A 19,880-nucleotide genomic window follows, 5' to 3' on the forward strand; every position below is an offset into this window, starting at 1 on the left:
TTGTGTCGGCTTGTTTCCGTCCACGTTGTCGAGAGCGTCTTGAAGTTCCTTGACGGATATCTCGTCAAGATGATCCATTATACTACTCAACGTACTACGGGCGGAAAGTTCTAACGATTGCTATAGTTAGGGGTCATTCTCTAAGAAGAGACACAGCAAAGTGTAATACGAATGACCACCAACAGCTGTCCGTCTTCTAGTAGCTGTTGGTGGTCAGAATAATTAGACTTTGCTGTATCTTCGCCATAAATGACCCCCAATAGCTAGGGAGAAGAACTGGATTCGATGCTCCTACCAGCCCTTTCCTGCAGTACTCGTTGAACACTCTGTCCTTGCGCAAGACACTGCAGTACGTCTGGTGATATGCTTGGATAGGTGCTGAGATCGACTTCTTCTGTCGCTAACCGGGCGAGTCGAGCTGTATGCGTGTGGATGGACATTCTCGTTGTCCCAACCGAACAGGCGATTTCCTCCTGCGACACCCGGCCTCGCTCAGACACCGCCACCGACGCTATGTACAGCGCACTGCCAGCCAATCCGGAGCGAGAGAAGTGCTGGAAATCGACGCTCGGATACGCCGCGGAAAGAAGGACACCTGCGAACCGGTAGGCCTCCGGTTCAACAGCAACACGGTCCTCGTCAGGTAAGTAAGTCGCCGGGTCAAGTTGGTCGCCGAGCTCTGCACTCATACTTTTCTATTTGTTACCATTCTACTTTAACCTGAATGCAGGCGGGGGAGTCACCCGTAGAATTTGTTGAGTTTAGCGTAGTTCAGACTATCGTAGTTCGAACTACGGTAGTTGGGACAACGGCAATTCAGATCCTTGCCAAGTGCGACAGCGTTGAATCCGGTTGCTGACGCAGCACTAGTATGAGTAACCGGTATCTAATCTGTGCGTTTCAATTAGCGAACCGTCCACCCGCGGCGACAGGAGCCATCAGCGACGGGTTCCAAATACGCTCGTCACAGTACAGTGGGCGTGTCATGCATAGGCACTGCGGATGCTCACTGATGCATTAGACGCCTACCACGGGAAGGTAGAGGCCGTCAACGAAGACGATCTGGCCGTAGAACTTGGTCTAGATGAAGACGAAGTCGGAAGTGGCTGCCGCCCACCGTGGGATGATTGACATCCTCCCCGCGCTAAATCAAATTCCCAGCAGATATGCAGTTGAGCGGCGAGGAAGGCGTCGATGGTACGCTCAGCAGAGCGAGGGGTTTCACCGACGGTGAGGCCAAGATTCAAGCTATCGGCATTTTTCCCGTTCTGGTGTCCTTGAGCCTTCGCCCCTGCGGGCACCGCTCGCGGCAAAAAGGTCGTCAGTACCCTACAAAGCACCCGCGGCTGACTGCCTGTACCGGCAAAGACTGAAGGCCACTGTAGTGGTATTCTACACTATGTCGAGCACATGAACACCGTCGTCTCAGGTGACGAGTCGGAGATTCACGACGAGCCCCACATTCGAGATCGGCGAGTCACCGTGAGCCACATCCACGCGCTGGTTAAAGGGCGCGGCCTTAATGCGCAGACGGTTGCAGACCGCTTTGACCTCACCGCCTCGGACATCTACCACGCACTGGCGTACTATTACGACCACCCGGAAGAGATGCGGGCGGTCGAAGAACGCCGCCGAGAGCTTCACGAAGCTGCAGAAGACGACTCAAGCATCGTCACCGGCCTTGAGGATCTGCCGGAATCGTAGGCACGCAGGGTTGCAGCGTAATGACAATGGATACCTCCAGCCTATCGTTGAATCTGACGATGGGGAGGATAGTTACTTCGAACTCGTAGACGCACTTGAACGACTGGAAGACGGCGAATCATACCGATCCGTTGCTAAGACACTGTCGATCAGCCGACAAGGGATCTCCAACATTCACAAGAATCCCGAGAGGCGACGGTGGGACCATGACAGAGAGAGTGACGACAAACGTGTTACTGGGGCCCTCGAAGAGGTGGCTCCAGAGAACTCGTGATCAACGGCTATACTGGATTCGTCCGAAGGACTAAGACAATATCGGCCGTAGATTTCAGTATGGTTTCGATTGTGCGCAACGACGCGATTCGTTCCGGGGAACCGCGCGTGGAGGGAACGCGGATCACCGTGCGCGACATCAAGCAGCGCGTAATCGATGTTGGGGAGGATCCCCATATCGTCGCTGGGGAATATGGGATTTCGATGGGAGAACTCTTTGGCGCTCTCGCGCACTACTACGAGCACCGCGAGGCGTTCGAGAAGTACGAACGGGAGGCAGAGACGAGACGTCACGACGGTGAGCAACGAACACGCGAACTCGTCGAGGGGATTCGAGGAAAGGGGTTCCAGTCAAGCGAAGAAGCGGAATAGCCGTGTTTTTGATTCTCGCTGACGTGAACGTTCCAGAAGAATACGTCTCCGCGCTCCGGGGAGACGGACACGAAGTCATCTATACCCGAGATGTTTCCGAACTCGGTCCGGAAGCAACAGACGATGCGATTGTGGAGTACGCAGAGTCCGCAGAGTCGGCCATCCTATCGACCGATGTAAAGGATTTTGCGGATCGTGATACGTCCATCCCAGTCTTCGTCGCACCACAGGATATGACTGGTGGTGAAATCAGAGCTGCGGTCGCACGCGTAGAGGGGTTACCGTTCGATCCGGCGAAGACCGACCCTATCTGGCTTTCGGCACTCTGAGACCCACTATGAATGAGAAGTTTTAATTTCTGTAGGACAACGTTACACATATTTAACTGATAGATGCGTGATTGAGAGAGATACGAGCGTATGCCTCCGCCTTCCCGTGAATCCCCTTGGTGTCAAGCGCCGGGGTTTCTACTTCGATGACGCACTTTACAGACACCGAATGAACCTCACTTCTCTGAGTTGCGCGAAGGCTCGTCGGATCTTAGAGCGGGTGAACAATGGCGAGTACCTATCGGCAAATGCCCTACCAGTGGCAGCAAGTGTTTGACGGCCCCGGCCGAGTTGAGTTTAATGAACCCCTGTAACGAGAGACATGTCTGCTTGCAGTCTGCAACCAACATCCGAACTTTAAGAGTAAAACAGGCGGTAAGTTAGATATGGAGAGTGCGGGAAAAGTCGGGACGTACATTCGTCCTTCTACGGAACGACAAGACGACCAGCACCAACGCGATTCGATCATCCGGTACATCGACGAGCACGACCTCCCCCAAGACAGAGTCGAACAGTACGTCGATATCGAATCCGGATCGAACGACGAGCGCGAACAATTCAACGCCCTCCTGAACGCGATCCGAAACGACGAGTTCGATCACATCATCGTCTGGGAGATCAGCCGGATCTCTCGGCGCGGTGCAACGCTGCAGGAGTTCTTCGACGCCTGTGAGGAACACGGCGTCACGATCCACATCACGGACGGAGCTGTCGAGAAGGTCAAACCCGACGGCACCGGTCGGTTCGTCGCTGACATCGTCGGCATGGTGTATCAGCAAGAGCGACGACAGTTGATCCGACGTGTGAAAGCCGGCGTGAAGCGAGCGAAAGACCAAGGAAAATGGGTCGGGAACGTCCCTGCAGGGTTCCGACGCAACGATGAGGGGTACCTACAGCCCATCGTTGAGCCCGCTGGAGGAGAGGACAGTTACTTCGAGCTCGTAGACGCACTCGAACGACTGGAAGATGGCGAATCGTACCGATCCGTCGCTAAGACCCTATCGATCAGCCGACAAGGGCTCTCAAACATTCACAAGGACCCCGAGCGGCGACGGTGGTATCTTGAGAGAAGGAGTGACGACGAGCGAGTTACTGAGGCGCTCGAAGAAGTCACCACAGAGAACTCGTAATATGACTCTCTTCGCGGTCAAGCCCGCTATAATTTCTCGTGTGCTAAGTATATCAGATACAGGAACCCCTGGGCGCTCCCACCCAAAAATTATTATCCAATACACGATTTATGTATTGTATGTCAAAGGCCACTGACGGGTCCGAGCGCGCAGTCAACGGGCTCCTCTCGATTGCCCAACTGTTAGAGGAACCACGGCTGGCACGTCTATACACATTCGTTCTCCAGGAAGGCGAGGTCACAGTCGAGGACATCACCGCCAGCCTCGACCTGCCGCGGACGACCGCGTACTCGGATACGGGTACCCTCGTTGACCTCGGTGTCCTGACCCGAGACGACGATCAAAAAACGCACACGTATTCGGCGGTCCCGATCACGCTCACTGCGACGCTTGACGGCGACGAGTACACCATCACCCCAACGCTTATTGCGGCTTTCGGGCGCTCCCCGCACGACCAGGATCTCGATCTCCTTATCGAGAAGTACGGACTCGGCAAACTGGGTGCCGCGCTCACCTACGCGATTCCATACACGAATGGGAATGTGTCGGAGCGTGTCGCCGCCCGTGAACTCGACCTACAATACGCGTTCGGTGTCGCCGTCTTGCAGGCGCTTCGGGACGTCGTCCACGAGATGGAGTCGATAGATCCGTACTTCGAGAACATTCAGGACGCCCGCGAGCAGTCGCCTTCGATGGAGGACTGATGGATGGCCGACGGGCGGTTCTTCACGGTCATCCACTTGCTGCAGAAGTTCGGCATTCGCGGCCCCTAGATTGTAGAGAACGTGTCAATCGTGCACTTGGCGATTATGGCGCAACAGGCGCATACGGCGCAGGCAGCTCGAATCCGCAACGATCCCCCGTCCGTGAATGAGGAGTACGCCTATCCGGTTGTTATGTACCGGCACGGGCACGACGACTGCGAGTAGCGACCCAGTGGTGCGAGTCGCCGATTCCCGACGACCAATTTTTCATGACGTGCACTGCCATCTGTGAGGCAGGCGTGACAGCCTGTAAATCGAAGTTGGAGCTCATCGAACTTACCGTTCATTTTTGCGAGTACAATGGTCTGTGAAGACATTCAGACGTGGGCACAGCCCTCGGCGATATGGTCGTTCTGTGAATCGCTCCCGACTGCTCTCAATCGGCGTGTCTTTTTCGACCCTTCCTACGTTTGGGATCGGCGAACGTTCCCAGCTACAATCCGTCCACGCCATCGGAACTGTCGCTAGTTGCTGGGAGTGCGCCCGTAACCGCTTGAAAGCAGGTGATTTTTCGCGCCGATGAGACCGTCCGTGGATTACGAAAAATTCGTTGCACGTTGTGGCGGAGTATTTGCGGTGTCGCGTCGAATGGGTGAGTCGAAATATAGCCGGAGTGACGGTGTACCGGCAGTTCTCAGTCGGGTTGCTGAGAGCACGAGGGTTTATACCAGAGTGTTGGTTTCACCTGTTCACCACGCGGCGGTGTGTGAGCCGCTTTGCGGCGAATCCGCCGGTGTAACAACAGAATGCTATCCGAACGAGAACGAGTTCAGAAACGAGAACAGGGACATCACATCGACGCGGTTGTAGCCGTTGGTGTGGGAAAATGAACGCAGCTACCAGATACGTAGAGGCGTCGGAGACGGCATCCCCACTGCACACCTACGTTTCAGATCATGGGCAAGGCGTGTCGCAAAGTGAGCTCGAACACACGACGGTTGCTAGTCGGTCGATAACGCTCTCGAATGACGTGGCTACCGATGACCGTGATCTCATCGCGGACGGGATTCGGGCGACTGAACCGACCGAAGAGTCGTGTTTCGCCAATTCACTCGGCATGTGGGAATACGATGAGCGGTTCACATACGTCGAAGGATTCGCAGTCATGAGTGATCTCGTCGATGTTGGTGGGATCGAACACGCGTGGTGCCTCCTCGACGGGGAGCATCTCGTCGATCCGACGACAGCATCGTTTGACCACTACCACGGTGTCAGCATCGACGACCCGGAAATCCTCCACCAGTATGCCGAAGAGTACCCCCACGAAGGGATTCTCGGCAATCACAAGGATCGATATACGTTTCTTCGAGAGCGAGGATACGTCGAGTGATTCGAGACGCCGGACAGGATTCGGTGCCGCGATGTTCGTCGAAGCGCTCTCCGCAGACTGACTCGCTGTGAAGCCGCGTCGGTAGCCTGTTACGGCCAATCGTCGTTTTGAATTTGAATGATCGTCGATACGATCTATCGACTCTGTCGGCGGTGAGTGGAGGGATCGCTAGGCTATCTCCTCCAGTTTTGAGAGGAGCTTCGAATAGAGGCTCGGCGAGCAGTGCCAACCCGCATCGAGCATCGCCTCCAGTGTCTCCCGGGCGTCGTCTGCTTCGAGTTCGTCGTCCCGGACCAGTGAGAGAACGAGATAGGCGGTTCCCCGTGTTTCGATACCTTCCACATCGGCGATGTCCCGACCGTACCCGTCGTCCATCACGGCCGTCGCTCCGCGTTCGGCTGCGAGTGCCAGTACCGCACTGTCGGCGTGACTGACGTTCGGGTTCTCCCTGAGTCGTTCGAAGAGCGCATTCTCAGGTGCTGAAACCACATCGAACGCACCTTCCTCTACCGATTGTTCGATACGGCGGGCATCCGGATAGCCGGCGTCGAGACCGACCGTCACAACCTCCTCGTACACGCGCTGTGGAATCAGTCGAGATGTATCGAGACAACTGAGCAAAGAGAGCCGCTCTGCTTTTGCGAGGTAGATGAGCGGTGTCGCGTCGAAGACGAACATTAGAGGTCGTCGAGGTCGGATTCGAGGTGGTCGTCGCCGATCCACGTAATGTCTTGTTCGCGGGCGAGGCGGGCGAGTTCCCACGTATCCACGCCCGCGAGCTCGGCCGCTTTACTGAAAGTCACCTCACCGCGCTCAAGCCGTTCGAGCGCCTGTTCCGTTCGCCACTCCTCTAATCCTTCCGAGAGCAGCTTTCGGATCGCCGTGCTCGTATCGAGACGTTCCTCGTCGATGAACCTCTCTAACTCCTCCTCTAAGTCGTCGGGGACGCGTGCGGAGATCGAGCCCATGTGTATACTATGTTTTCATTGTATACAAGCGCTTCGGTGAAGCTAGTCGAGCTACCAGTAGCAGTTTCTCGATGACAGTCGCTGAGCGGGGCCCCCGCTCGAACGCGCCCAACGGTTCGACTAGGAGACGGTCACCGACCAATCGGAGCAAGCTTGCCAGAGCGCAATCGGCGGCGAGTGGTAAATACCATCCTAAACGTCACATCGAATTCCCGGTGAAGATCTCTTGTAGCGCTTCTCTACCGCTTCGCTCACTAAGAATACAAATATCTTTTATAGTCTAGACAGTACGCTCAGTCGGCTGAAAGCGCCCCCGGTGATGTGGCACCGGAGACTACGCTGCCTCGCTATGACAGCATTTGACATTAACAGCGCCGCGAGTGATAACTCTGTCTTTCAGGGGACTGAAGACGGGGTTGACACGACGGCCAACGACCTCGCGCTCGTCCAGATTATCGAATATGCATACGAGACCGCTGGTACGACGACCCGCCGCGATCTCGAAATCGAAACCCAGTGGAGTGCAGCCGAACTCGACCAGCTCCTTGACCGGCTTGAATCCGAAGGCTACGCGGAGTTGATCGGCGATTCGAACCAGCAGATGGTCGTGCTGACGAATCGGGGCGAGTTTCTCGCCCGGGGACGACGATGACCGACGTCGATTGCGGGCGTGCGATACCGATGAGTCCGGAGAACGTGTTTCAGGCAGTTTCGAACAGCCGACGCCGACGGGTGATCCTCTCTGTTGACCGCTCGGAGGACGGCGTGGACGCGAACGAACTCTCAGTAGAAATCGCGTCCCGCGAGAACGCGGTGGATCCGAGCAGGGTGACTGGCGAACAGCGCTCGCGGGTGTACGTTGGTCTGGTTCAGAACCATCTGGACACGCTCGATGACCTCGGTGCGGCGCGTTACGACTCTCGGTCGAAACTCGTCAAACCGACGGATGCGACGGCTCCACTCGCCCGGTTGATCCGGGAAGTGACGACCGAGTGCTACACGCCCGCGGAGGATGCGGGCGAGTGAGAATGGCCTCGGAGCTTGTAGCGTCCGACGCCCTCCCTGAGTCCGTCACCGTTCACGTCGGCGACGTCGAACCGCTTCTCGGCTGGGCTGACCACGCCAGTCACGTATCGACCGTCGTCATCGCTCCAGTGGAACTCCACAGGCGGAATCTGAAACTCCGCCTCACCGACGCGAATCACCCGTTAGATGCGTTCGAATTTGTTGGCCCTACAGCCGTCGCCTCGAACGTCTTGGAGACGGCGGGCAAGTCCGCGAAGGCCCTGGACCGTGTTGATCGACTCGCACTACTCGGTGACATCTTGAGCGGTGAGAACGAGGCGACCGAACGGTTCCGGTTGGTGTTCGGTGGGGAGCCGGCGCAGAGCGGGAATGCCATCGAGCAGGCACGGCGGGAACTCGAAGTGACGACGAACTACCATCCCGTCCGGATGCACGCGTTTCGGCAGGCCGTCGAATCGATTTCGTCGCCCATCGACATCGATGCAGGCGACCTTCTGGACGGGACGCTTGCCGTGGAGCGGCTGCTTCGACGTCGCTCCGAGAAGTCTCCGTCAGATGGTGCGCTCATCCGTCGTGCCACTCGGACCGTGATCGACACGGACGGCTCGGCGTGGGACGAGGCGTACCCGTCAGCCGAGCGGATTGCCCTGGTCGGGCTGAGCACGGTCCCTGCGACATTGGTCGATCTGTTCAACGCCATCACGTCGAAGTGTGACGTCGAAGCCCACCTCTATCTCCGACGTGGCACCGGTCCGTTTCTCGAACAGCGGCTCGCCGACGTGTGGTCGGTACCGAATCCGGGGCGGGTGGTGGTTACGTGACCGACGCGCCGTCCGCGATCCGATTCGATGTCCCGAATCTGGACACGGACGTCCCGGTGGCGGAGATCGAGACGACGACCCACTATCAGGAAGCCAGGGCTGCGATGGCTGCCGTCGCTGCGCTCAGGGAGCGCGGCGTTCCCGTCCGAGACATCGTCGTCGTTGCCCGCGATCTGGACAGCTATGAGAAACCGCTTACACGGGCCGCGATCCGACACGGCGTCACGCCGGTGTTCTGGACGCAGATTGACCTCGTCGAAACCAGTCTGTATCGGCTGATAACGTCGATCTGTGAATTGTTGGCCGCTTCTGAACCGGATCGGGATCTCCTCCTCCGACCGCTGGAGCTGGAGTGGACACCGCAGGACGCGACTGACGAATGGCCGCTTCCCGCCGAAGTGTTCGCAGAGACAGTTCACCGACTCCCACAAGAGTCGCGTCCCACCCACGCGTGGAACTCGCTCATCGATGAGGCAGCGTGGACAGACCGGCGAGTCGTCGAATACGTCGAGTGGATCGCTCGTAACCCTGAGCCGACACCGACAGCTGTCGCTGACGTCCTCGGTGGTGTGGTTGAATCGTATCGGGAAGCAGTGTTGCCCGAGCGACGGGCGACGGATTCGCCGGCGCTGCTGGAGACCGAAACAGCGGCGCGTGCGACTGTGCGGATGGAGACGCTCGTCGAACAGGTCGAGAGCAAGTACAGCCAGCGGTTGTCCGACGGGTGGACGGATGAATCGTGGACAGCAGTCCAAGGGATGTGCGAATCGCTCGCACGACAACGGCCGGGACGTCGGGAACACGCGAACGCGAGAGCCCTCGATATCCTAGAGGCGAACGATATCTGGGGCCGTGAAGTCCCGTTCGTCGTCGCCATCGGGCTCGTCGATGGCGAGTGGCCGACACGGGCGAACAGCACAATGCCGCCGGGACTCCAACATGCGATCCTCGCCGGTGACGGCCCCGCCGAACAACTAGTTCCACAGACGGCCTGGCTCGATGGTCGTGACCTCGACCAGTTCCACGATACAATTACCGCAGCCACGACGGGTATCATCGTCACACGCCACGTGCGCGACGTCGATGGGAGTCAGCGGACACGGTCGCCGTTGCTCGACCACATCGACATCGAACCCATCAGCCGTGGTGCTCGCCAGCGACTCCTGAGTGCTGACCGAGCGCTGCCGAGTGAGATCGAATCGATGCTTCCCGAGGAGACGCCGGCGACACCGGAGGTGACACCCGATGCCTGAGAGTACTAGCACGAACAACGACACGACTGACCGCGATGAACCGACCGAACTACGAGACGCCCAGAAACGAATCCGAGACGCCTACTTCGACCACGACGCCGGTTTGCACGTCCTGAACTGTAACCCAGGGGCTGGCAAGTCGGTCACGATCACGCACGTCGCAGCCGAGGAACTTCTGCGCCGGTACGTCGCCGGCGACTCAACACCCGAACAGCACGTCTGCGTGGTCTCTTTCACGCGCGATGATGCCGCCGACTTCGTACCAGCAGTCATCGAACGTCTCCGAGAACTCGTCGAACACGACCTGTCGCCGGTCGCCGCAGCCGTCTCTGAGGACGACGTCGAATACCTGGTGGACCGCGTCAGGCGAGCGCCGCTCTTCGGGACGATTGACAGCGTCTTCCGGCGTGTCCTCGGAGAGTTCGTTGCGGAGGTCGGGTTCGCGGAGATGCCCGACGTCGGCAACGAGGGGCAACTCACCCGCCTGCACGCTGATTGCTACGAGGAACTCGTGTCCGACCCAGCGTACGCGGACGCCATCGACGTCGTCGAAGCCGCCTATCCGCCGGGAGAGTACGACGACGGCCCACGCGACCTGCTGCGTCAGGCGCTCCACCACTGCCGGGCACGCCGGCTCACGACGGCGGAGTTCACTGACGAACTTCGTGCGACCGTGGAAGCCGTGTATGAAGAAGGAGAGACGACGTCGTTCGATGACATCGCCGATGCACTCGCTCGCTGTGTCGGCACCGAAGCAGCAGCGGAGGCGTGCCGGTCAATAGATGAATCTGATCGGCAGGAACTCGTCGCCGCCGACCAGCAGCTACACGCGGCGTGGGTTGAAGCGGTTGACGCCTTCGAGACGCTCCTCGACGGGTACCGTGAGACGTACCAGCGGCTCACCCGCGAGCGCGGCGTCATCTCGCACACGGACTGCTCGTACCTCGTCGCGGAGTTCCTCACGGGAACTCTCGGCACGAATGCCTCGACGGCGAAGAAGCGGGAGCGAGTGCTGGCTCGGTATCAGGACCGCCTTGGAAGCGTCATCATCGACGAGGCGCAGGACATCTCCCAGCTCCAGCACGACGCGCTCGCGGAGATCGTCACCGAGGACTGCCGCGTCCTAGCAGCCGGTGATCTCCGCCAGACCGTCTACGTGTGGCGGGATGCACATCCGGGGATTTTCGAACGCGCCGTCGAAGAAGGGCGCTACCTAGACATCGACTGGGACACGCACGTGACCGAGACGGCGGTCACCACGTATCGCTGCACGCCCGATATCGCCGCCGCGATCAACGAGATTGCCGAGCCGAGTCTTACCGACCCCACGCGCGGCGATATCGGTGACCTCGACGTCACATACCCGCATCTCAACGCCGTCCGCGACCCGATCCCCCGGCCGAGTGTTCACATCGCCGCGTTCGATACCGCCGCGGTTCCCGGGTCGATCCCATATATCGCCCCGGACCACGGCAAGGGCGAAGCCGGTATCTTGGCGACGTATCTCTCGTGTGGCCTCGCCGACGGCACGTTCGACCACCCCGATAGCGAGGCCGAGGGAGCAGGTGAAGACGGCCCCGATGATCCTGATGTCACGGTGTTGTTCCGGTGGCGCACGCACATGGATCGCTACCGGCAGGCGTTCGAGGCTGAGGGACTCACAGTCGCAGACGCTTCGAAGTATCTCTTCGACTGCCCTGCCGTCACGGCAGCCATCGACGTCGCCGAGTGGCTCGCAGACCCTGTCGACACAGCTCGCACGCGCACGCTCGTCACGGAGTCTGCACTCGGGCTGTCCACACTCGAAGCAACCTTCGAGGCACACGACTGGCAGCTCGACGCCGTCCGCACCACCGCTACGAGCGAGATATCCACCGAACAACGCGACGTCCTCGACCGACTTCATCGCCTCCGTGAACAGCGGGCGACGTTCAGGAGTCAGTCAGCCGCGGTCAGCCTCGCCGACATCATCGACATTCTGGCACTACGAGCCGATCCCAACGATGTTGCTCCCACGATTGCGCTCGCCCAGCGCGTCGCAAATCTGGACAAGCTCGTGGAGCTCGTGACGCAGTGGGAGACCGAGTCACTGAGTGACCTCGGCGACCTGACGGACGTGCTGACGCAGTACCGTGACGAACCTCATACAGGCCCGACCCAGCCCGTCCATACTGACGATCACGACGTCGTGTTCAAGACGATTCACCAGACCAAGGGCGACGAGAGTGACGTCGTCGCCCTCGCCGACGTCGGATTCCCGCTACGCAAACACGGGCCAGTCAGCCAGCGCCTCGTCGCCACCGGGTCGATGATCGGGCTCGCACCACCGGAACACGCTGCTGCGCCAGGTGTAGAGACACTCTCCGTCTACACGCGCGGGCTATACGACCCCGATGGCGACGACAGTCGAATTAGTTCGACACCATACTCTCTCGATGTCGGCCTTCGGTGGGCCAGCGAACACTGGGCTGACGAGACCGAACCCGATTCCTCCAACCCCACACTGGCAGGTCACGACCGCGTCCAGACGGCAACACGACTCAAGAGAGCCGAATCCTGGCGGCTCTTGTTCGTCGCATTGTCCCGGGCCAGGAATCATCTCGTCGTCCCGCTCCCACGCGATATTCCCGGACCCGAGCGGCCTCGTGATCGCTGGCTCGAATCGATCCGTAACGGCCTCGGATTCGACGGGACACCAGGTGCTGGAACGTACTCTCTCGACATCGAAGCACCGGACAGCGGGGAGCGATCCATCGACGTCGCAGTCAATGCTGTCGACACGCTCACCAGACAGCCTACCCACGATGATGCAACCACCCGACCACCGTTTGCAGCGACGACCCCGCTGGAGAGAGACAGTCTTCCTAGCCTCGTCCCGCGAATCCTCCGTCCGAGCACGCTGTACCCGCTCTCCGAAGAGCCAGCGGCGAACATTCTCGACCACCTCCAGGGCCGACCACTTGACACGGACACCGACATGGTCGATTCCGAACTGCCGCTCACCCTCGACGAATTCGACACAGAAGACGTCGGCACGTTCGTCCACAGCGTTCTCACACGATGCGTCGAACACGACGTTTCCGCACACGACCTCCGGACACAGAGCGCACCGGTCGAACGAATCATCGACGACGAACTGCACCACCACGGACCACCAGCAGACCAAACCGAGCGCCCCGGGCTGATCGAGTTCCTCGCCCAGTACGTCCTCCCCGACGTCGCCGCCTCGAAGTTGTGGGATCAACTGGAGCGAGCAGACACGGTCAGAGTCGAGAAGCCACTCCGTGAGCACGTCAGCCGAGACGATACCGAATTCGAAATCGAAGGGCAAGCGGACTTCCTGCTGCAGCACCCCGACGGCTCTTGGACCATCACTGATACGAAAATCGCACTCACCGACATGACCCCAGAAACCCGACGCCGGTACGAAACCCAAGTATCGTGTTACGCAACGCTGTTCGCTACAGAACGTGGCATAGACGACCCAATCAACTGCGCCATCGAAACCTTCGGCGCAGTCACCGAGCGCCACGACATCCAACCCTCGTCGTCAGACCTCCAGCAACGCCTTGATGCGCTTCTCAATGGAGGTGAGTGAAATACTGGCGGCTACACCGCAGCAGGCGCGCGTTCTGCTCGCGGACATGACCTGGGAGCCGGTGAACACCCTCGAAGTAGGGCAACGAGTCGTCACCTTCGACGAACAACCGGACGATCACCGATACCGGATGTACCGCGTCGGAGAGATCACTGACGTCGAAGCTCACCAGGCAGAGACGGTACAGATAGCCACTCCAGAGGCCACCGTCTGTGTCCCGACCGATCACAGCTTCCTCGCCAAAAAGTGGAACAAGTCGGTGTATCTCGACGCCGAACAACTCGGCGTGGACGACGACATCTACTGGTTCGTCGCGCCGACCGAGTACGAAGAGAACGACGCCTACCGGGAAGGCTACATCACGGGCGCGTTCTGCGGGGACGGCAGCGTTCCCGGCTGGAAAGACAGGATCGAAGATCCGAGGAACCGCGGTTCGTACGTCAGCTCCATCGATGAAGAGGTCGCACGAACCGTAGTCAAATACGCTGAAGAAGTGGCCCCGGAGTTTGAACTATCTCTGAAACGACGACAGTACACCGACAGCTCGGAGACGGCGATGATGCCCGTGTCACCCGGTGCCTGTGACGACATCATTCGAGACAGGCTGACCGCAGAGCCACCTAAGCACGACGAAGACTACGCTCGCGGCTGGCTGGCAGGTATGCTGGATACCGATGGGACCTACCCAGAGGGGAAGGAATTGGGCTACTGCCAGTATGAGGGGTCGATATTCACCCAGGTCTGCGATTATCTCGATCTCTTGGGGTACGACTGGAGCCACGACGAGGGTGAGACAGGCGAATACTCCGACAAGATCCGGCTCACACCGGGGCGAGAAACGGGCCGCGTGTTCGAACACTTGCTGGAAATCCGTCCCAAAGTCAGCCGGAAACGATTAGCGTTCGTCGGCAATCGACGAATCGGCGGTCAAACCACCGTCAACTCAATCGAGGCTAAAGGAACAAACACCGTACATCGCGTATCAACCACCGAGGGAACGCTAATCACAGAGGGTATGCTGTCCCGCTCGCAGTGAGAATAAATGAGCGAGAAGAAACCACACAGGCGATAAGACCCCCAATGACTAGTAAGAACACCGATGATTCGACCCAACACCAGCCATTGAACGAGGAGACGCCACCGCTTGACGCCCCCGTTGCCGTCGAGTGGTGGTTTGGCTTTGAGGACGATGGAGAACCAGAATTCGACACGCACCACGGCTTCCACGATGCCGAACGCGTTGCCGACGGGACACCGCCAGCTGTACAGGATGGCGAGGTCGTGAATGCGTCCGGCACGCCAATCGATGCCACCAGCGAACGTGACGACATACGGGAGTCCCGTTACCTCTATCTCACCCATCGGGAAGCGCTTGAGCGTGATATCACCCCGTGCGTCGAGTGCTTCCCTGCATACGCGACAGAGCGCAGACTCACGAAAGCGCGAGAAGAAGACGGGATTCTCACAGAGGATGGTGTCGAAGGGGCTGTATTCGCAGTTTGGACGCGATACGACAAAGATTCCAAGTGGAACCTTGACTCAGTCCACGACTCCTACACCTCTCTCCTCTACCGGGCTCGCGCGATCCGTCAGTACGCTGGGTCAGTCGGCAGCCGGCTTCGCTACTCGTTGATGCCGACGCGACGGTGCGAATACACGTCGTTCGAAGAGGCTGCAGCCACGGATCCGATGATGGCACACGTCTCTGACCTCCGGCAGATTCAGCCGGCGGAACTCCCCGACGTACGAAACCAACTCGGCGACGAGTATCTCGAAACACCGGTCGAGTACGAGCATCGCTACACGGACACGGCAGACAAACGTCCCACTGTTGTCCATCGAGCTGAGAACCCGCCGTGTGGATACGAACGCGAGCCGTCACCCCTCTTTGCTGACGATACCGACGAAGACTTTGAGGATCTCTCTGATCTGGAGGAACAACCCGTCGCAGAGGTCATCGAACGCGGGAACGTCGTCGAGTTTTGTGAGGCCTGTTTCCCGGAACTCGCGGATTGGAATGCTGACTGACTCAATCGTCACCTCACTCCGCGCTACAACTCTTTGGGACAACAGCTCTCACCGAATCAAGCACATCCGACAATACTAACAGATATGATAACTACATACCCCACTTCTACACCATCCAGAACACAGTGTGAGATCGACCATGAGAGCGTCATTCCCAGGGACATTATACCGGTCGTCGTGGCTCAGCACGCCGACCTTTTACTGGTTGAGGTTCCTCTTTAGAACATCTTATCGCCGCTGATTCCTTTTCAGGGTGCGTCAGAGCACTCTCCCCAGTGTGATTAGCCTTCTGCTCGGAAGTATGTGCTAACAAGCGTTTAGAAGCCCCAAATACCATTCTAAATCCCTAATTCACTAATGCCGCGTAAGTGGCCGGTAAACCTGCTAAGAACGGTTCTCCGCGAAGTCTGTAAATCGCTAAATCTGCTAAGCACATATTTGATAAGTGATGTTTCTCGTCAAATTGCGCCGACGATACACCCCGAGTATTCACTAACCCCGCTCTTGTCAGGTAACCGACTCCGGATGTTACGGTATGTGAGGAGCTCATCGAAGACCTGGCCGATAGCCCCGGAGTCAGCGAGTGCTCCACGCACCTCTGCAGGTCGGTATCCATCCTTCTTGCGTCTGCTAACCTCAACGTCGAAGTGTTCTGTCTCTGAGAGCCGTGACAGAATCGCGGGAAGATGTTTTCCATTCGGTACAACGAAGTATCGATCCACCTGATCCGGAAACGAGTGAAGTTTCTCCATCGTCCCCTGCGTCCCTGCTTTACCCCCCGTTTTTGTTTCGACCTCACCGATGACGGTCGGGTCTCCCTGGGAGAACCCGACGACGTCGAGACGCTTCTTCTCCAAATGCGAAATCGCGTCCCAACAAGCCGTAGACTGGAGTCGCCAGATATCGCAGTACCGGACAACTCGGTCAACGTCGGGTCGGGAGGCGACGAGGAGCGAAAGAAGATCTATCCCAACCCGGTGTAGGGTTCCTTCGGAGGGTGCACGCTCTCCCCATCCGTCGTGGCTGATGTTTGGAATGCCGAGTCGTTTGCGAACCTTCCAGGGAACAGAATAGTACGTCCGTGGCGTCTTGGGTCGTGTGAGGTAGCCGCGTTCGTCGAGCTGTGCCACGTCGATATCGAGTTCCGATCCGTCTGGTGTGTCCCGGAACGACGCCATACTCTCAGTCAGTGAATACGTCCCGATTCGTCGCTCCATCGCTAAGCCGACCCGCGTAAGGAACAGGATTTCATGGGCGGACAATTCCTCGATTTCGGACGGATCGACGAGCGGTTGGACGGACATCACTCGGGTAGCGTCGTATCTCGGCATCGACACCGCTGCCTGCTCGGTGTGCTGTTTCGATGCTGCGTACTCCGACGACGTACTGGGTTGCAACGACTCGGGAAGGAACGGTGAGATGTGCCGGGAACCGGGGATAGTGAGCGATTCCCGAGTCAACATAGCAAGTTCGTACCGGTACTGCTTCCACGGGCTCGTTTTTATTCGTGAGACGAACGGAGTGGGGACCGGTTCGGGTATCTCGTAAGAGGCGATCATCTCAGCGGTGCCGAACCGGTCATCGATTGCGCCCTCTAGTGCGTTTTCGAGTGTTTGTTTGGCGGTGACATCGTTGCTGGGCCTGGCAGGGGAGGGAAAGAACTCGCAGATCTCGTCGAACAACTCCGGGAGCAGGATGGGTTCCCCGAAGTCAAGGGTAGAACTCGCCCGAAGGGTATCTGCGACCGTAACCAGGCGTTTGTCCGGTCGGGATATTGTGTCCCTCGAATTCGGGTCTACGAGTGGATTCTGAGAGGCTGAACCGTAATACGGGACGAAAGAGCGATTTGGCCTCCGCATATCCAAGTGGTCTCGAATCGTCTCCCTGACGTGAGGGGTTATCTCGACGTAGCGTTGGATGTCGCTGTCTGAAAGGGTCTGATAGGCGAGACTCACTAATCGATACCAACCGTGCCAGGCATAGTTGGCGAGACGGACGCACACCACTTCCGTAGGGATAGAGAGAGTATCACCTCGTCTGGAGAACGGCGGGAGATCGTCAAGATCGGGTGATGGGAGATACATCCGGCCATCAACAGGCTCGATGAACGTCCGCGCAGTCACCTCGGTGAACGGCAGTTCGTATCCACCCTCACACTGGGTAACCCGACTCGCGTATCGAGAGTGGAGAGTACTCAACGATTCGTTCTCAAAGTAGTAGGTTCGCGCCGGTCGTTTCGATGTAGATGCCTTCCACTCTGCGTCTGGTGCGAAGAGCACAGCAACGATTTCCCGTTGCAGGGCCTCCGGTAGCAGATTCTGGAACGCGTAGAGGACGTTGTAGACGTAGTGGTCTCGAATATCGCGTGTGAATCGGGAGAGGCCGGGATGCTTCCGCAGGGGGCGTGTCATCATCCGGCGCTCCGAACTGTGCTCGGGGAACTGTTCGTAATGATGCGTTCCTGGAAGCGGATCCGCGAATTCGACGCGGACAGCAGCCAGCGCTGCAAACGTGGCGATCTCGTGGATGAACTCCACGACCGGCGGATCATCAGGGCTACCCGTTCCCTTCAATGCCTCGACGCAGTACTCATCGAGTCGCTCCCCAAATGGCGTCTCGGACTCGCCAGACAGAGTCAGCAAGTGCTTCAGCTGCTTCCGGGAGCAGTCCAGTGGCAACACCACCGCTCGTGCCACGTGGGCGTCAGAAGCGTTCAGATCAAGCATAGGTCGGAACGGCGACCAGGTCGTCCAGGGTGTCGAATCCTTCATCCAGGAATTTCCGGCGGGGGAGCAACGCGATCCCATCGAGGAGTTGAACGTCACTGACGATCTGTTCGTGTAACGCTTGGACGTTCGGGACCGACGAGTACTCATCTCGTTCGTCTGGGAGAACACCGAGATCTTGGATCAGTTCTGCGGTTTTCAGGAAATGCAGGAAGTCGTAGATCTGCTCCCGATTCGGAAGGACGACGACCCCGGTAGCTGCTGTCTTGCCGAGTTGGACGATCTGTAAGTAGACCTCGAATGGATCCTCGTCCCAATCGGTGACGATGCCCAGGTATCGCAACCGCTGTCCATCTACCGTGTATTCGAACCCGGCGAAGTCGAATCCGAGTACTGGCAGCCTGGATGAGGAATCGTCAGAGACGTCGTAGTCAGCGCGAGCGTAGATGATGTGCGGTGCGAGCGCCCAGTTCACGTCCGGTAATCCGAGCAGTTCTGCTTTCGCTCTTCGAGTCACCAGGTTGTGGTCACGGTGATCCCCGAGTACGGCTGTCCCATCGAAGGGCTTGCACTCTGAATGCGGATGGGAAGCCCGGGTTGACTGCTCGTTCACTAACTCTACGTCCCATTCCTGCCGGAACTCCGGTGTCGTACTGTAGACCTTGGAACGGTCAACACGCCGCTTCACTATCCACTTGGACTCCAGCTCAGCTGGTCGTACGTCGAAGTACTCCGCACAGATCTCGCTGAGACCCCTTCCTCCGCCTCGAACGAGAGGATCGTATCGTGGGAGCAGTCCGTACTGATCGAGGAACACGAGGTGAGCGAACACTCTCGCTGGAGTGACTTCAGCACCTCTTCGTGTAATCCGGTTCTCGCTGCCCCGGATACCTGCCAACACTCCCGGAACTAACTCATCTGTCTCGGACAGGTACTGACGGTAAACCGACGCGATCCACTTCTGTCCCTGGATCTGGTATGGTGTATCCGAGACGTATGCGTCAAGCCGATCTGATTCAGATTGAATGAGTGACCTGATCGCCAAGTACGTGGCTTCGAATGAGACGTGGTCACTTCCGACGACGGGAGATCGGCCCGGTGGCGTCTCGGGTGGTCGCTGTGCAGTGAGTAACCAGTTCTGGGCAGCGAGCCGACGTTCGAACTTGACAATATGAGATGGGTGGCATGCGGCACCGTTCTTTTCATATACACGACAACAGACTGGGCAAGCCCTCTCGACAAAGTCCGTGAGTTCCGGCTGGTCTCCCTGATCACCTCCTTCTGACTGAGCTTCAGAGTTGCTTGACATGCTGTAACTAAACCTCCGGTCAAAGTTAAAGGTCAGTCTGGAGCAAGAATCAGTATATAACTGGTCGCAGCCGCAAAGAAGGATATCCCTCACTCGTTCGTAGTCTCGGCAAGCACGTCGAGCCATTAGCGCTAATGATCAACGGGAGCGATTCGATGGTCTGTCGGAACGCATTGACACAGGGCGATCTTGCTTCACCGATGCGGATCAAGAGGGTGTCAAGAAAAGAGCGTGCATTATCATGTGCCA

At 58.2% G+C, this 19,880-nt stretch carries 18 protein-coding genes; 13 read left to right on the plus strand and 5 right to left on the minus strand.

Annotation, left to right across the window (positions count from 1 at the left end; all coding sequences use genetic code 11):
- Positions 1 to 263: 263 nt before the first annotated feature.
- On the minus strand, positions 264 to 689 hold the full coding sequence (locus tag EGH21_RS23000; RefSeq protein ID WP_220620749.1) for a cyclin family protein: 426 nt from the start codon (positions 687 to 689) through the stop codon (positions 264 to 266).
- Positions 690 to 1,410: 721 nt separating this feature from the next.
- Here EGH21_RS23000 and EGH21_RS23005 point away from each other — a divergent pair.
- The 6 genes from EGH21_RS23005 to EGH21_RS23030 all read left to right on the plus strand — a co-directional run bounded on the left by EGH21_RS23005 (position 1,411) and on the right by EGH21_RS23030 (position 5,902).
- Entirely contained in the window at positions 1,411 to 1,704 is a 294-nt protein-coding gene (locus EGH21_RS23005; RefSeq protein WP_220620750.1) for a DUF433 domain-containing protein, read from the plus strand.
- 333 nt (positions 1,705 to 2,037) lie between these two features.
- Positions 2,038 to 2,349, plus strand: coding sequence for a DUF433 domain-containing protein (locus EGH21_RS23010; RefSeq protein ID WP_220620751.1), 312 nt, complete (start codon positions 2,038 to 2,040; stop codon positions 2,347 to 2,349).
- A gap of 2 nt (positions 2,350 to 2,351) precedes the next feature.
- A complete protein-coding gene (locus tag EGH21_RS23015; RefSeq protein ID WP_425433331.1) occupies positions 2,352 to 2,678 on the plus strand; it encodes a DUF5615 family PIN-like protein in 327 nt (108 codons plus the stop codon).
- 386 nt (positions 2,679 to 3,064) lie between these two features.
- Positions 3,065 to 3,808 (plus strand): recombinase family protein, encoded by a 744-nt coding sequence (locus EGH21_RS23020; RefSeq protein ID WP_220620753.1) that lies wholly within the window; start codon positions 3,065 to 3,067, stop codon positions 3,806 to 3,808.
- Positions 3,809 to 3,927: 119 nt separating this feature from the next.
- Complete coding sequence (locus tag EGH21_RS23025; RefSeq protein ID WP_220620754.1) at positions 3,928 to 4,512, plus strand: DUF7437 domain-containing protein; 585 nt, start codon at positions 3,928 to 3,930, stop codon at positions 4,510 to 4,512.
- An 886-nt stretch (positions 4,513 to 5,398) separates the two neighbouring features.
- Entirely contained in the window at positions 5,399 to 5,902 is a 504-nt protein-coding gene (locus tag EGH21_RS23030; protein WP_220620755.1) for a hypothetical protein, read from the plus strand.
- A 168-nt stretch (positions 5,903 to 6,070) separates the two neighbouring features.
- Here EGH21_RS23030 and EGH21_RS23035 read toward each other — a convergent pair whose 3' ends face one another.
- Together EGH21_RS23035 and EGH21_RS23040 are read right to left on the minus strand one after the other, a co-directional pair.
- Entirely contained in the window at positions 6,071 to 6,580 is a 510-nt protein-coding gene (locus tag EGH21_RS23035; RefSeq protein ID WP_220620756.1) for a PIN domain-containing protein, read from the minus strand.
- Positions 6,580 to 6,870, minus strand: coding sequence for a UPF0175 family protein (locus EGH21_RS23040; RefSeq protein ID WP_220620757.1), 291 nt, complete (start codon positions 6,868 to 6,870; stop codon positions 6,580 to 6,582). The genes EGH21_RS23035 and EGH21_RS23040 overlap by 1 nt, the downstream gene beginning before the upstream one ends.
- Positions 6,871 to 7,219: 349 nt before the next feature.
- On the opposite strand from EGH21_RS23040, the gene EGH21_RS23045 reads away from it, so the two are divergent.
- The 7 genes from EGH21_RS23045 to EGH21_RS23075 are packed head-to-tail and all read left to right on the plus strand — an operon-like array spanning position 7,220 to position 15,596.
- Entirely contained in the window at positions 7,220 to 7,522 is a 303-nt protein-coding gene (locus EGH21_RS23045; RefSeq protein WP_220620758.1) for a hypothetical protein, read from the plus strand.
- Complete coding sequence (locus EGH21_RS23050) at positions 7,519 to 7,896, plus strand: DUF7344 domain-containing protein (protein WP_236035781.1); 378 nt, start codon at positions 7,519 to 7,521, stop codon at positions 7,894 to 7,896. Before EGH21_RS23045 ends, EGH21_RS23050 begins: the two co-directional genes overlap by 4 nt.
- Before the next feature lie 2 nt (positions 7,897 to 7,898).
- Positions 7,899 to 8,717, plus strand: coding sequence for a hypothetical protein (locus EGH21_RS23055; protein WP_220620759.1), 819 nt, complete (start codon positions 7,899 to 7,901; stop codon positions 8,715 to 8,717).
- On the plus strand, positions 8,714 to 9,970 hold the full coding sequence (locus tag EGH21_RS23060) for a PD-(D/E)XK nuclease family protein (protein ID WP_220620760.1): 1,257 nt from the start codon (positions 8,714 to 8,716) through the stop codon (positions 9,968 to 9,970). The genes EGH21_RS23055 and EGH21_RS23060 overlap by 4 nt, the downstream gene beginning before the upstream one ends.
- Positions 9,963 to 13,568, plus strand: coding sequence for a UvrD-helicase domain-containing protein (locus EGH21_RS23065; RefSeq protein WP_220620761.1), 3,606 nt, complete (start codon positions 9,963 to 9,965; stop codon positions 13,566 to 13,568). Before EGH21_RS23060 ends, EGH21_RS23065 begins: the two co-directional genes overlap by 8 nt.
- Positions 13,543 to 14,604 (plus strand): hypothetical protein, encoded by a 1,062-nt coding sequence (locus EGH21_RS23070; protein ID WP_220620762.1) that lies wholly within the window; start codon positions 13,543 to 13,545, stop codon positions 14,602 to 14,604. Before EGH21_RS23065 ends, EGH21_RS23070 begins: the two co-directional genes overlap by 26 nt.
- Positions 14,605 to 14,648: 44 nt before the next feature.
- Positions 14,649 to 15,596, plus strand: coding sequence for a hypothetical protein (locus tag EGH21_RS23075; RefSeq protein ID WP_220620763.1), 948 nt, complete (start codon positions 14,649 to 14,651; stop codon positions 15,594 to 15,596).
- 458 nt (positions 15,597 to 16,054) lie between these two features.
- Here the strand turns inward: EGH21_RS23075 and EGH21_RS23080 are convergent, their stop codons facing one another.
- Together EGH21_RS23080 and EGH21_RS23085 are read right to left on the minus strand one after the other, a co-directional pair.
- Positions 16,055 to 18,322: a hypothetical protein gene (locus EGH21_RS23080; RefSeq protein WP_220620764.1), complete on the minus strand. Its 2,268-nt coding sequence runs from the start codon at positions 18,320 to 18,322 to the stop codon at positions 16,055 to 16,057.
- Positions 18,315 to 19,631: a hypothetical protein gene (locus EGH21_RS23085; RefSeq protein ID WP_220620765.1), complete on the minus strand. Its 1,317-nt coding sequence runs from the start codon at positions 19,629 to 19,631 to the stop codon at positions 18,315 to 18,317. Before EGH21_RS23085 ends, EGH21_RS23080 begins: the two co-directional genes overlap by 8 nt.
- Positions 19,632 to 19,880 lie beyond the last annotated feature (249 nt).

This window comes from Haloarcula rubra, from assembly GCF_019599465.1.
Lineage (GTDB): Archaea > Halobacteriota > Halobacteria > Halobacteriales > Haloarculaceae > Haloarcula > Haloarcula rubra.